Genomic DNA, 13,139 nt, shown 5'->3' on the forward strand with positions numbered 1-13,139 from the left:
CTCAGCTTTCCGCGATCGACCGGCCGAGGCTCGACAGCCCGACCGCCAGGATGAGAATGGCGCCCTGCAGGACGTATTGCGAGAAGGTCGGCGCGCCGAAGATGTTGAGGCCGTTGAAGCAGAAGGCGATGATCAGCGCCCCGATCAGCGTGCCCAGCACGTGGAACTCGCCGTCGCGCAGCGTCGCCGAGCCCAGGAAGACGGCGGCAAAGGCGGTCAGGAGGTAACTGTCGGCGGCGCTCGCCGTGCCGCTGCCGAGGCGCGAGGCCAGCAGGATGCCGGTCAGCGCCGCGCAGACGCCGGAGATCACGAAGCCGAGGATCTTGATGCGGTCGACGTTGATGCCGGCGAGGCGGGCCGCCGCGGGATTGCCGCCGACCGCCTGGATCTCCTGGCCGAGCGCCGTCCGCTCGACCAGCAGCCAGAGGCCGCCGACGACCACCGCCATGATGACGATGTTGTTCGGGATGCCGAACAGCCAGCGTCCGAGCGAGAGTTGCAGAAACGCCTCGGGCACGCCGGAGACGATCGGCACGCCGGCTGAATAGGCGAAGGCGAGGCCGGTGAGGATCGTGCCGACGCCGAGCGTGGCGATCACCGAATTGACCTTCACCTTGGTGACGATCAGGCCGTTGACGAGGCCGATCAGGGCTCCCGCCGCCAGCACGATGACGATGGCGACCGGGATCGGCAACTGGTTGCTGACGATGAGGCCGGTGACGAGAATGCCGTGCAGACTGGCGGAAAAGCCAATCGAGAGGTCCAATTCGCCGACGATAACTGCCAGTGTCAGCCCCGCGGCGATGATCATCGCGAGCGACGCCTGGTTGAGAACGTTGGTAAAATTGTTCAGCGTCGGAAAGGCGCGGGGCGACAGCCAGGAGAAAGCCAGCACCATGGCGACGAGGCCGATGATCGTGGCGTAGCGGGCGAAATAGCCGAGGGCTCGCTTGGAGCCGGGCGACAGGCGGCGGTTGGCGACGGCGGCATCGGTCATGGCTGGGTCCCCTCGGCCGTGGCCGGCCCGGCATAGCTCGCTTCGATGATGGCACTGCGGCTGAGGGCGTCCCCCTGCAGTTCGCGCACGATCCGCCCCTCGGCCATGACGAGGACGCGGTCGCAAAGATCGGGCAGTTCGTCCGGCTCCGAGGAGATGACCAGCACCGCCATGCCCCGGGCGGCAAGGTCGCGGATCAGGCGATGGATCTCGCCGCGGGCGCCGACGTCGACGCCGCGGGTCGGCTCGTCCAGGATCAGCACTTTGGGCGCGCGCAGCAGCCAACGGCCGATCACGACCTTCTGCTGGTTGCCGCCGCTGAGCCGTCCGACCGGCGTCTCCGCACTCTCGGTCTTGATCGCGAGATCGGCGATCACCTGCTGCGACAATGGCTGCCGGCGGCGCCGGCTGATCAGCGGCAGGGCCGAGCTGTGGACGATGCGCGACAGGCTCGACAGGTGCAGGTTGAAGGCGACGCTCTTGCCGAGCACCAGCCCCTCGCTGCGCCGCTCCTCCGGCACGAGGCCAAGGCCGGCCCGCACCGCGGCGCTCGGATGGCGCGGCGCAAAAGCGTCGCCGGCGAGAACCATCGTGCCCCGGTCGGTGCGATCGGCCCCGTAGATCAGCCGCACCAGCTCGGTGCGCCCGGCGCCGACGAGGCCGCCGATGCCCAGAACTTCGCCGCGGTGCAGGTCGAGATCGACATCGACGACCCGCGGCAGCCGCGTCAGGCCCCGCACCGTCAGCACCACCTCGTTGCGACCCAGAGTTTCGGCCGACTTGGCGAGACGCTCGACCGCGCCGCCGACGATCGCCTCGACCAAGGTCGCCCGGGTCACCGCATGACGCTCCAGCGTCGCGACGGACCGGCCGTCGCGAAAGGCGGTGACGCGGTGGCAGAGCCGTTCGATCTCGTCGAGACGGTGGGAAACGTAGAGGACGGCGACGCCCGAGCGCGACAGGTCCTCGACGATGCCAAACAGTTTCTCGCTCTCGCTGGCCGACAGCGAGGCGGTCGGCTCGTCCATCACGATCAGCCGCGCCTTGCGCACGAGCGCCCGGCAGATGTTGATCAGCCATTTTTCGGCAGTGGACAGCCCCTTGACGCTGGCCAGGAGCGGCGCCGACAGGCCGACGCGCCGCGCGATGGGCTCGACCTCGCGGGCGATCGCCTTCCAGTCGATCATGCCGAAACGCGATGTCTTGGGCAGGCCGAGCATGATGTTCTGCAGGACGGTCATGCCGGGAACGAAGGCCAGCTCCTGATGGATGAAGTTCATGCCGAGATCGCTGGCGCGGTGCGGCGAGGCAATGACGACCGGCGCATCGTCCACGACGATCCGGCCGCGGTCCGGCTGCACGAGGCCGGCAAGGATGCGGATCAAGGTCGACTTGCCGGCGCCGTTCGCGCCGACGAGGCCATGTACCTCGCCCGGCCGCAGCGACAGCGACACGCCCTTCAGCGCGGCGACGCCGCCATAGGACTTGGCGATATCGGTGGCGACGAGGAAGGCAGGCCCGTCGCCGAGGCCGCCGTGAGGCAGGGCGACCGCCGCCGACACGGGGACGCCCTGCAGGGTCACTGGCCCAGCGCCTCGGGGTGCTGCTTGAGGAAATCGGCGATGGTCTCCTGGGTCACCAGGATGGCGGGAACCTCCACGGCCTTCGGGGTCCAGGCGTCGCCTGCCGCCTTGATCTCGGCAAGGAGCTTCACCATTTCCGCACCCTCGGTATAGCTGTCTTCCCAGGCGGTCGCGGTCATGTGGCCGTTCTGAATGTTCTCGAGCGCCTGCGCATTGCCGTTGACGCCGTAGACCTTCACGTCGTCGCGCGCCTGCTGGCGCAGCGCGCCGATGGCGCCGATCGCCGGATCGTCCCAGCAGCCCCAGATCGCCAGATTGCCGTCGCCGGCCGGATGCGAGGCGAGCCAGGCGTTGGCGTATTGCGCGCCGTCCTCGAAATAGCCGGGAATGCGCACCTCGTTCTTGACCACCTCGATGCCCGGGTTCTTGGCCAGCATCTCGTCGAGCAGGACCTCGCGGTTGCGGCAGACCTCGCCGGTCCGGTAGGTCAGAGCGAGCAGGCTGCCCTTGCCGCCGAGGTCGGCGATCATCTTCTCGATCACCGGCTGAGCGATCGGCGCGCCCGAGCCGTTGGTCGCCGCGACGGAACTGCCGATCCCGCCGCCCCAGGTGACGACCGGAATGCCCGCGGCCTTGGCGTCGGCGAGGCCCGCGCCGATCGAGGAATAGGGAAAGACCATGTCGATGATCGCCCCGGCGCCGCGGCCGGCGAAATTCTGGATGGCGGAATTAGCCTGGTCGGCACTGCCGGCGGCATCGATGACGGAGACTTCCCAGCCCGCCGCTTCGGCAGCGGCCGTGGCGCCGGCGATGTAGCGAGCATTGTTCGCCTCGGTCGCCGAGATCGACACGATACCGAGCAGTGGCTTGTCCTGCGCCTGCGCGGCACAGACCGAGGCGGCAAGGCCCGCCCAGACGAGTGCGATGGTCGAAGCTCTCATGTTTCCCTCCCTGGCGGCTGATCCCGACCCCTCCGCTCTCCTGGCGAACATGGCCGAACCGTTTCGCCAGAATTTCCGATCTCCATCGAAATTGCAAGCCGATTATCGCCGAATCCGCTGCAGGACAGGCTGGACAGGGCCGACGCCTTCCTCCACCATCAGCGAAACGGTTAGCTAGGTGTTTGCTTGTCCACAATCCGCGACGTTGCCAAAGCTGCCGGTGTGTCGACAGCGACCGTCTCCGCCGTGCTGAACGACTCGGCCTTCGTCAGCGCCAATCTGCGCTCGCGCGTCCTGGCGGCGATCAGCGACCTCGACTACGCGCCGATGTCGGCGGCGCGCAATCTGAAGCGCGGCCGCACGCAACTGATCGCGCTCGCCGTCTCGGACCTTGCCAATCCCTTCTTCGCGCGCATTGTCTGCGCGGCAGAAGCGGCCGTCGCTGACTGGGGCTATTCGCTGCTGGTGTTCAACAGCGACGAGAAGCCGGAAAACGAGCGGCGCATCCTCGCCCGCATCCGGGCGCATTCCTGCGACGGCATGATGCTGGTCCCCATCGGCCGACGGCCGAATGCCGAGGCCCGCGACGGCGAAGGTCGGGCGATTCCGACCGTGCTGTTCGGGCGGGTGGTCGACGACGATCGCTCCGACACGGTGACGATCGACAACGTCTCGGCAGCCCGCCAGGTCACGAACTATCTTCTCGACCTCGGCCATCGGCGGATCGCCACCATCACCGGTCCGCTGCACCTGACGACCGGTCGCGGGCGGCTCGACGGCATGCTGGAAAGCATGGCGGCGCGGGGCCTGCAGCCCGAGGCCGGCCACATCCGCAACGGCGAGTTCCGCGAGGACGTCGCCTATTCCGTGGCGCGCGAGATCGTCAACCGCCCGGACCGGCCGACGGCGATCTACGTGGCCAACGGCGTGATGGCGCTCGGCGTGATGCGGGCGCTCGCCGATCTCGGACTGAAATGCCCCGACGACATCTCCATCGCCTCGACGGACACCATCCCGGGGATCGGCGGTCTGCGGCCGCGGCTGACGCGGACGGAGCACCCGATCGCCGACATGACGAACGAGGCGCTGCGTCTCCTGATCGACCGGATCGAGCACAACAACCGGATCGACCCCCGTCACGTCATCTTTCAACCGGCGCTGATCTTGGGCGAAAGCTGCGGGCCCGCTCCGGGCGCTTGATGGAGCCGTCCCGGCGGCCATCTCAGGCCTTGAGAACACCCCAACGGTGTCGTCGTCCGTCGCCTTGCCAGGGCAAGTTTTTTCGTCCGTGGCACGGACGGTCGCCCTCTTCCCCGCCCTCACGAACAGTGTGTGCCGTCGGCGCTTTTTTGCACCCGAACAAGGCCCGCCGATCAGGACAGCCGCGTCGTCATCCCGGCAGGAGCGCTGCCTGCCGCTCGGCTTCGATGGGCTTGCATAAATCACTGCTAGCCCCGACACCGGGGATCGCCGAGATCGGCTGCGGCGCCGTCGCCAGCCAGACCGGCTCGCACCGGAACGTCTCGGCAAAGCCCCGCTCGCCGGCCCCGCTGATCCGCAGCGTCCGGCTCTTCGGCACACGCGCGAGCCAGCCGAGCTCGACCGTGCGCTCGAGGAGGGCGGCGCCGAGCTTGCCGGAGAGATGCAGGCGGCGTTCGCTCCAGTCGAGGCAGGTCCGGCAGAGCGGGCGCTTGGCTGCCGACAGCGCGTCGACGTCGATGCCGAGATCGCGGAGGAAGCGACGGCCCTCGTCCGAGACTGTGCCGATGCCGTCGTAGGAATGGACAAAGGCGCGGCGCTCCAGCGCATCGGCGATGGCGACACCGAGACGGCCGGCGAGATGGTCGTAGCAGGACCGCGCCAGCCGCATCGCCGCATCGCGCGGGCCCCGGGGGCGCGGGGGCTGGCTTCCCGCTGCCCTACCGGACAGCGCCATCAGCCCTTCCAGCGCCTGCGCCACGTCGGGCGAGGCCAGGCGGAAATAGCGGTGGCGGCCCTGCCGTTCGACGGCGACGAGCTGGCCCTCCCGCAGCCGCGCCAGGTGGCCGCTCGCGGTCTGCGGCGTGACGCCGGCTTGGGCAGCCAGTTCCCCGGCCGTCAGCGCCATCCCGCCCATCAGCGCCGCCAGCATGTTGGCGCGGGCAGGGTCGCCCATCAGGAAGGCGGTCTCGGCTATCGTGTTGCCCGTCGGGAGGTCGATCATGCCGGGAGAATAGGCGGCGCCGCGCGGCTTGTCAGGAGCCGACACTTCGGCGAAGACCGAAGCATCTCGCAGGCGAGCCCGGCTAGCGTCCGCCGGCACCGACGCCTCCTCGCAACCCGAAAGACTTTGATATGGCGGACCATCCCCCGCGCCTCGCCGTCAGCCTGCTGATGCTGCTCGCCCTCGCCACCCTCTGGGGCGCCTCCTACAGTTTCATCAAGATCGGCGTCTCCACCATTCCGCCGATCACGCTGATCGCCGCGCGCACGCTCGTCGCCGGCGGGCTGCTGCTGGTGATCCTGCGCATGCGCGGCCTCCGCCTGCCGACAGACCGGCGCAACGCGAAACGCTTTGTGATCCAGGCCTGCCTCAACTCGGTCCTGCCCTTCACCCTCGTCGCCTGGGGCGAGCAGCATGTCGACGCGGGGCTCGCAGTGATCCTCAACTCGCTGACGCCGGTCTTCGCCTTCCTCATCAACGCGCTGGTGACGCGGCACGAGACGGTGACGGGCCCAAAAATCTTCGGCGTCGTTGCGGGCCTCGCCGGCATCTGTCTCGTCGTCGGTCCCGCAGCGCTCTCCGGCTTCGGCACGGCGCTAACGGCCCAACTCGCCATCGTCTTCGCCGCCGTCGCCTATGGCGCGGCCGTCACCTTCGGCCGGACCTTTGGCGATCTCGATCCGATGATGCCGGCGGCGGGATCGCTGATCTGGGGGGCCGTGATCCTCATCCCCGTCAGCCTTCTCGTCGACCAGCCCTGGACGCTGGCGCCCTCGCAGGCCTCGCTCCTGGCGCTCCTCGCTTTATCGGTGTTCTCGACGGCGCTCGCCTTCGTCATCTACTTCACCCTGCTGCAGCGCCTCGGCTCGGTCGGCACCACGGCGCAGGCCTATTTGCGTGTGCCGATCGGCGTCGGCATCGGCATCCTCTTCCTTGGTGAGGCGCCGCAGCCAAGCGCCTGGCTCGGCCTCGGCTTCGTCGTCGTCAGCGTGATCGCCATGACGCTGCCGGCGGGGCGGCGCGTGCGCCCCGCCTGATCGGGCTGCCCGGAACGGCTCAGGCGATGGTGTCGACCACGCCGCCGTCCACCCGCAGCGCCGCGCCGGTCGTGGCCGACGCCTGGGGCGAGGCGACGTAGACGCAGAGGTTCGCGACCTCCTCGACGGTCGCGGCGCGCTGGATGATCGAGGTCGAGCGGTGCGCCTTGACGAAGTCGGCGGCGACTTCCTCCAGCGGCTTGCCTGTCTTCTCGACCTCGCCCGCGAGCATCCCGGCGACGCCCTCCGACAGCGTCGGACCGGGAAGGATCGCGTTCACCGTCACGCCCGTGCCGGCCATGCGCTTGGCGAGGCCCCGCGAGAGCGCGAGGTCGGCGGTCTTGGTCATGCCGTAGTGGATCATCTCGACGGGAATGTTGAGGCCGGATTCCGACGACAGGAACAGCACCCTCCCCCAGCCCTTGGCCTGCATGCCCGGCAGGTAGGCGCGCGACAGTCGCACGCCCGACATGACGTTGACCGCGAAGAAGCGCTCCCATTCGGCGTCGGGCACGTCGAAGAAATCCTGCGGATTGAAGATTCCGGCATTGTTGACGAGGATGTCGACCTCCGGCAGCGCGGCGACGATGGCCTCGCAGCCCTCGGCGGTGCCGACGTCGCCGGCGACGCCACTGATGTCAGCTTCAGACGCCTCGCCCTTCAGCTTCGCGACGGCGGCCTCCGTGCGACCCGGGTCGCGCCCGTTGACGACGACGGAGGCGCCGGCTCTGGCGAGGCCGAGCGCGATGGCGTAGCCGATGCCGGCGGTGGAGCCCGTGACGAGGGCGGTCTTGCCCGTGAGGTCGATCTTCATGGCGTGTCTCCAAGGATGGTGTCGAGATCGATGGCGTCCGCCATCGCCTTGTTGCCGGCGTCGCCGGGATGCAGGCGGTCGCCGCTGTCATAGGCCGGCCGAAGCTGCATCGGGTCGGCCGGGTCGGCGAGCAGACGATCGAAATCGATCACGGCGTCGAAGGTTCGGCTCGTCCGGATCCAGTCGTTGATGCGCTGGCGAAGAAAATCCTTCGCCGCGCTGTGATAGGTGGCCTCCAGTGGCGTTCCGGGAAGGGCGCCGGCAAAGGGCGTCAGCGTCGCGCCTATGGTTCGGATGCCATTGGCGCGGGCCCGGGCGGCGATCTGGCGATAGCCGGCGGTGAGGCGCTCGAAGGTCATCGGCAGCTCGTCCGGCGCGAAGGGCGTGCCGGGCCAGGCGATGTCGTTGATCCCCAGCATCAGGATCAGCGCGCGGATCTTGGGCTGGGCAAGGGCGTCGCGGTCGAGGCGGGCAAGCGCGTTCGTGCCCATCCGGTCGGAGAGCACGCGCGCGCCGGAAATGCCGGCGTTGACGACGGCGATGCCGCGGGGCGCGGCGCGGGCGGCGAGAAAGTCCGGCCAGCGCGTGTCGGCGCCGAGCGTCGCGCCGGCACCGTCGGTGATCGAGTCGCCGAGGACGACGACGGTCCCTTTGGCGTCCGGCGCATCGACGAGGATGTCCGACAGAAACAGCCGCTGCGTCGAAATCTCGCCCGCCGGCAGGTCGGCGTCCGAGACGTGCAGGCCGTCGACGAGCCGGGACTCGGCCTTGCCGTCCCAGTGGAACGTCTCGACCGGGGTCTCCGCGGCGAAATGCAAGCTAACAGCGAGATCCTCGCCGGCCGCGACCGTCATGGCGACGGGATCGCTGAGCAGTGACGCGCCCGGCAGGATCGTGCCCTCGCCCGCGCCGTCGAAGGTCAGCGCCTGGCCGCTGGCGGGTTCGATTGCCATCCCGCCGGTCGACCGGGCCAGATGCGCCGCGGCGATCCGCACGGCGCTGCGTCCATAGTCGTTGGACAGGCGGATGCGGACGGCGCGGCCGCCGATGCCGATCCGCGCGACCTGCCGGAGGGTGCGGTCCTTCAATCTTACCGGCACGTCGGTCGGGAACAGGAAGTCGCTGCTCCAGACCGGCTGCGGGCTCGCCATCCAGGCGGGGACCCAGTCGCCGGCCGACGACGGCAGGGGGCTGGCGAGGAGGATCGCGGCGGCCAGGCCGGCCGCTGCGGCGCTCGGGCTAAAGGGCGTGGTCATCGAGCGGTCTCCAGGGTCGCGGTGCCATCCACGACGGCACCCGAGCGGCCGTCGTGCGCGGCAATGCTGGCGGCGGGGCGCTGGCGGTCGAGCCGCACGGCGAGGATCGCCACCGCCAGCGCGGCGAGCGGGAACAGCGCGGCGGTCCAGGTCACCCAGCCGAGGCCCGGCCCGCTGTCGATCACGAGACCGCCGGCGAGCGCGCCCAGCGCATTGCCGAGGTTGAAGGCGGCGATGTTGAAGGAGGAGGCCAGGCTCTCGCCGGCACCCTCGGCCTTGGACAGCACCCACATCTGGAGCGGCGGCACCGTGGAAAAGGCGGCGGCGCCGAGCAGCGTGACGGCCACCAGCGCCGTCCAGGTGCCGTGCAGCGCCGGACCCATGGCGAGGAGAACGAGGGCGAGCGCGACGAGGCTGCCGATCATCGCCGGCACCAGCGCCCGGTCGGCGAGCCGGCCGCCGAGGAGGTTGCCGACGACGAGCCCGCCGCCGAAGAGCAGCAGGATCGGCGAGATCGCGGCCTCGCCAAAACCGGTGATCTCCGTCAGCAGCGGCGCGATGTAGGTGAAGACGGCAAAGACGCCGGCATAGCCGAGCACGGTGGTGAGGAGACCCATCAGCACCGGGCGGCGGGCGAGCGCCCTGAGGTCGGCCCGCCAGTCGTCGGCCTGTTCGGGCTTGCCGTCCTGCGGCACGGCCCAGGCGATGACGGCGAGCGCGGCGACGCCGACCACGGCCACCGCCCAGAAGGTCGAGCGCCAGCCGGCCGCCTGGCCGAGCCAGGTGCCGAGCGGCACGCCGAGGATGTTGGCGACGGTGAGGCCGGTAAACATCAGCGCGATGGCGGAGGCTTTCTTATCCGCTGGCACGAGGCGCGTCGCGACCACCGCGCCGACGCCGAAGAAGGTGCCGTGCGCAAAGGCGGTGAGCACCCGCGCGGCCATCAGCAGGCCATAGGTCGGGGCGAGCGCGCAGGCGAGATTGCCGGCGATGAAGATGCCCATCAGCGCCAAGAGCACGGTCTTCCGCGGCCAGCGCGACGTCAGCACGGTGAGGAGCGGCGCGCCGACGACGACGCCGATGGCATAGCCGGAGATCAGGAAGCCGGCCGCGCTGGTCGAGACGCCGAGATCGGCGCCGACGTCGAGCAGCAGGCCCATGATGACGAATTCGGTGACGCCGATGCCGAAAGCACCGGCCGTGAGGGCATAGAGAGCAAGGGGCATGGAAAACGAGCCTTCCGATGGGAACAGGCTCCTGAGATGACGGATCGCGGCGCGATGAAGTAGACTGCCAGCGGGAACAACACTTGGGAGTTCACGTCACGAATGCCCCGCACCGACGTCAACCGCTTTGCCGAGATGGAGATGTTTGCCCGCGTGGTCGAGCGCGGCGGGTTCTCGGCGGCAGCGCGCGCCTCGAACGTCTCGGCCTCGGCGGTGTCGAAGCTGGTCGCACGGCTGGAGGCACGGCTCGGCACGCGGCTCGTCCACCGCACGACACGGCGTTTTCAGCTGACGCCCGAGGGCCAGGCCTTCTACGAGCGCGCCGTCGCCATCCTCGCCGATCTCGGCGAGGCCGAGCGCTCGGCGGGCGCCGGCGAGAGGCCGGCGGGCCGCGTGCGGCTTAATTCCAGCGCCTCCTACATCAGCCACATCCTCGCGCCCCTCCTCCCCCGCTTTCTCGCCCTCTATCCCGAGATCGAGCTCGACATCGTCCAGACCGACCTCGTGGTGGATCTTCTGACTGAGCGGACCGACATCGCCATCCGCGCCGGGCCGATGCCGAACTCGGCCCTGATGGCGCGAAAGCTGGGCTCGACGCGCATGATGATCGTCGCCGCGCCCTGCTGGATCGAGCGGCACGACCTGCCCCGCACGATCGAGGACCTGGAGCGGCAGGACCGCCTCGGCTTCGGCTATGCCCGCGCCGTGAAGGGCTGGCCGCTGCGGACGGTCGAGGGCGAGGACACCGTGCTGCCGACCGTCGGCCGTGTGCGCATGAGCGACGGCGAAGGCATCCGGCGCCTCGCCCTCGCCGGAGTCGGCCCGGCGCGCCTCGCCGCCTTCACCATCCGCGACGACATCGCCGAAGGCAGGCTCGTACCGATCCTCGAAGACGCCAATCCCGGCGACGAGGAGGCCTTCCACGCCGTTTTCATCGGCCAGTCCGCCAGCCTGCCGGCACGGGCAAGGGCGCTGCTCGACTTCCTTGCCGAGCAGGGGCAGGTCGCGTGAACCGGCTCGCCGAGGTCAGCGCACCGGGCCTCCTCCGTCACTGCGACAGGCCGGCGCGGGCATCGGATCGGTCCCGTCGTCTGACCGCGGAGCGAAGGATCGCCGCTGTCTTTCCGCCCGGCAGCACTTGCTGCGAGGCTACGGCGGCGTTCATGTTCCGCCGAGCGCCCTGCCGGCCAGGGTGAAGGGGGCTGCCACCGCGGCCCCGGCCGAGTTGAAGACGAAGGCGCCGGCCCGGCCGATCTCGCCCAGGGGGCCTCCCTCCTTCGCCATCGTCAACGGTTGCATGGCCGCGAAGCCGAAAAAGCGATCATGCCTTGCCCCGTCGCTCGCCTCCACCGACGAGATGTCGACGACGCGAAAACCCTCTTGCCGGGCGATCTCCGCCAGTCGTGGCTCGTCCACGTCGACGGCACCGACCCGCTGGCGGCCTCCCGTCAGGCCGCGCGAGACCTGGAGGGCGCGATCGTCCTTGGCGACCAGAACCGTCAAGGGCGGGTCGAGCGGACCCAGCACGGCAAGTTGCCGGCGGAACACGTCGACGTCGATATCGGGCGCGGCGAGCGCCACTTCAAATCGGTCGATGAGCCTCTGGCGCCCTTCCAGGCGGAACTGCCGGAGCGTCTCCATCACCAGCCAGGCGCCCATGCTGTGTCCGGCCAGGATGATCTTGCCCTTCATTCGGATGCCGCCCAAAATGCTCAGGACCCGGGCCAGGTCGTCCCGGGCGTAGGTCACGGCGTCCCGGTCCGAGACATACAGGGCGACGGCCGCCTCCGATGGCCAGGAGAAGAGGACGGGAACGGTCACGCTCGGGGCGTCCGCCGAGAGCTGCGCGACACGAAACACCGCTTCGGTCAGCGTGTAGTTGTAGCCGTGGACGAACACGCCGGCGCTGGCGCCGTTGCCGACGCGGGAGGCGACAGTCTGCCGGAACCCGTCTTCGTCGAGTGCGCGCCGCCGCGTGACCACGAAGCTCCGCGAGAGGTCCTTCGCCGTGGTCTCGGTCCATTCGATGGCGCCCGGCTTGTGCCCCGGCGGCACGGAAATCGTCAGCTCCTCGTAGCGCAGCGTCGCTCGCCCGCTGCCATATCCCCGGTTTTGTGCGCCGTCAGGGGCCCGATCGGTGGCAACGAGGACCTTGACGTCGCGTGCGCCCTGCGCGGCTCCCAAGGTCGGAACGAGCGCGTCGTCCCCCGGCCGCGTCGCACAGCCTCCGATCGTCAGGCCCACCAGCATCAGGAGGAGCGACAGCGGACGGGCTCTGCCCGCCGGTATTCTTGCCCTGACGGACGGAAGCGTCGGCTTCAAGATGATCATGCTACGCTCTTCGAGACGGTTGGCCGAGGGTGGGGAACGGGTATAATAAGGCGCGTCCGGCGGAGGGGTCGCGACAAAAGCACAACAGGCACGGATCCGTTCGTTCACGCCTTTTTAGTCCGCGGTTTTCAGTCCGGGGGTTTTCAGTCCGAGGGTCGGACCCAGGGTATCGAGGATCCAGTCGATCCGGGCGTGAATTTCCTCAGGCGTCGGCGTCGACGTCCGTCCGAGCAGCGACGAGAAGAAGCGGGGCCCGATGAAGGCGCCGAGCAGAAGTTCGGCGAGTTCATCCGAACCCCGGTGATCGACGACGGCGGGCGCGGCAATCCGGCGAAGGGTCTCCCCCATCAGGGCCTGACCCCGAACCACCGCCGTCTCGTAGAAGATCGCGCCCAGTTCGGGTGCGGACAGGCTTTCGGCCAGGACAAGTCTCGTCAGGGCGATCTGACGCGGACTGAGAATGAAGGATGCCATGGCGCGCATGACCTCGCGCAGAAGCAGTTCGTCCTCTGCCTGATCCATCTCCTTCCCATCCAGGCGCGGCGCGTCCTCCAGCGACGAGGCGACGAGGTCGCCGAAGAGCTGCTCCTTGGTGGCGAAGGTCTTGTAGACGGTCTTCTTCGACATGCCGCACGCCCGAACGACATCGTCCATGTTGGCAGCCGCATAGCCTTTCGACGTGAACACCGCCTCGGCGGCGGCGATGATCCTTCGGCGGCGTTCCTCCGGGGACATGGCCGGGGGACGCCCC

12 protein-coding genes are annotated in these 13,139 nt (G+C 69.3%); 3 read left to right on the forward strand and 9 right to left on the reverse strand.

Going from position 1 to position 13,139, the window contains the following annotated elements; translation table 11 throughout:
* Nucleotide 1: 1 nt before the first annotated feature.
* From IEX88_RS20410 to IEX88_RS20420, 3 genes are read right to left on the reverse strand one after another with little or no spacing between them, the layout of a single operon-like run.
* Nucleotides 2-997, reverse strand: coding sequence for an ABC transporter permease (locus IEX88_RS20410; RefSeq protein ID WP_188854326.1), 996 nt, complete (start codon nucleotides 995-997; stop codon nucleotides 2-4).
* A complete protein-coding gene (locus tag IEX88_RS20415; protein ID WP_244640401.1) occupies nucleotides 994-2,580 on the reverse strand; it encodes a sugar ABC transporter ATP-binding protein in 1,587 nt (528 codons plus the stop codon). Before IEX88_RS20415 ends, IEX88_RS20410 begins: the two co-directional genes overlap by 4 nt.
* The gene (locus IEX88_RS20420; protein WP_188854328.1) at nucleotides 2,577-3,521 is read right to left on the reverse strand and encodes a sugar ABC transporter substrate-binding protein; all 945 of its coding nucleotides are present in this window, start codon (nucleotides 3,519-3,521) and stop codon (nucleotides 2,577-2,579) included. The genes IEX88_RS20415 and IEX88_RS20420 overlap by 4 nt, the downstream gene beginning before the upstream one ends.
* A gap of 186 nt (nucleotides 3,522-3,707) precedes the next feature.
* On the opposite strand from IEX88_RS20420, the gene IEX88_RS20425 reads away from it, so the two are divergent.
* On the forward strand, nucleotides 3,708-4,721 hold the full coding sequence (locus IEX88_RS20425) for a LacI family DNA-binding transcriptional regulator (protein ID WP_188854330.1): 1,014 nt from the start codon (nucleotides 3,708-3,710) through the stop codon (nucleotides 4,719-4,721).
* Nucleotides 4,722-4,911: 190 nt separating this feature from the next.
* On the opposite strand, the gene IEX88_RS20430 is transcribed toward IEX88_RS20425, so the two are convergent.
* On the reverse strand, nucleotides 4,912-5,823 hold the full coding sequence (locus tag IEX88_RS20430; RefSeq protein WP_308423858.1) for an ArsR/SmtB family transcription factor: 912 nt from the start codon (nucleotides 5,821-5,823) through the stop codon (nucleotides 4,912-4,914).
* A 32-nt stretch (nucleotides 5,824-5,855) separates the two neighbouring features.
* Here IEX88_RS20430 and IEX88_RS20435 point away from each other — a divergent pair, with 32 nt between their 5' ends.
* On the forward strand, nucleotides 5,856-6,761 hold the full coding sequence (locus tag IEX88_RS20435) for a DMT family transporter (RefSeq protein ID WP_188854332.1): 906 nt from the start codon (nucleotides 5,856-5,858) through the stop codon (nucleotides 6,759-6,761).
* A gap of 19 nt (nucleotides 6,762-6,780) precedes the next feature.
* Here IEX88_RS20435 and IEX88_RS20440 read toward each other — a convergent pair whose 3' ends face one another.
* The 3 genes from IEX88_RS20440 to IEX88_RS20450 are packed head-to-tail and all read right to left on the reverse strand — an operon-like array spanning nucleotide 6,781 to nucleotide 10,057.
* Nucleotides 6,781-7,575 (reverse strand): SDR family NAD(P)-dependent oxidoreductase, encoded by a 795-nt coding sequence (locus IEX88_RS20440; protein WP_188854334.1) that lies wholly within the window; start codon nucleotides 7,573-7,575, stop codon nucleotides 6,781-6,783.
* Complete coding sequence (locus tag IEX88_RS20445) at nucleotides 7,572-8,831, reverse strand: SGNH/GDSL hydrolase family protein (RefSeq protein WP_188854336.1); 1,260 nt, start codon at nucleotides 8,829-8,831, stop codon at nucleotides 7,572-7,574. Before IEX88_RS20445 ends, IEX88_RS20440 begins: the two co-directional genes overlap by 4 nt.
* Nucleotides 8,828-10,057, reverse strand: coding sequence for an MFS transporter (locus tag IEX88_RS20450; protein WP_188854337.1), 1,230 nt, complete (start codon nucleotides 10,055-10,057; stop codon nucleotides 8,828-8,830). Before IEX88_RS20450 ends, IEX88_RS20445 begins: the two co-directional genes overlap by 4 nt.
* Nucleotides 10,058-10,159: 102 nt before the next feature.
* Between IEX88_RS20450 and IEX88_RS20455 the strand changes: the two genes are divergently transcribed.
* Nucleotides 10,160-11,068, forward strand: coding sequence for a LysR family transcriptional regulator (locus IEX88_RS20455; RefSeq protein WP_188854338.1), 909 nt, complete (start codon nucleotides 10,160-10,162; stop codon nucleotides 11,066-11,068).
* Between the two features lie 150 nt (nucleotides 11,069-11,218).
* Here the strand turns inward: IEX88_RS20455 and IEX88_RS20460 are convergent, their stop codons facing one another.
* Together IEX88_RS20460 and IEX88_RS20465 are read right to left on the reverse strand one after the other, a co-directional pair.
* Nucleotides 11,219-12,307 carry an alpha/beta hydrolase gene (locus IEX88_RS20460; protein WP_188854339.1) on the reverse strand — a complete coding sequence of 363 codons (1,089 nt, stop codon included), beginning with the start codon at nucleotides 12,305-12,307 and terminating at the stop codon, nucleotides 11,219-11,221.
* Nucleotides 12,308-12,502: 195 nt separating this feature from the next.
* On the reverse strand, nucleotides 12,503-13,123 hold the full coding sequence (locus IEX88_RS20465) for a TetR/AcrR family transcriptional regulator (protein ID WP_188854340.1): 621 nt from the start codon (nucleotides 13,121-13,123) through the stop codon (nucleotides 12,503-12,505).
* Nucleotides 13,124-13,139: the final 16 nt, after the last annotated feature.

The organism is Aureimonas glaciei (assembly GCF_014643375.1).
Lineage (GTDB): Bacteria > Pseudomonadota > Alphaproteobacteria > Rhizobiales > Rhizobiaceae > Plantimonas > Plantimonas glaciei.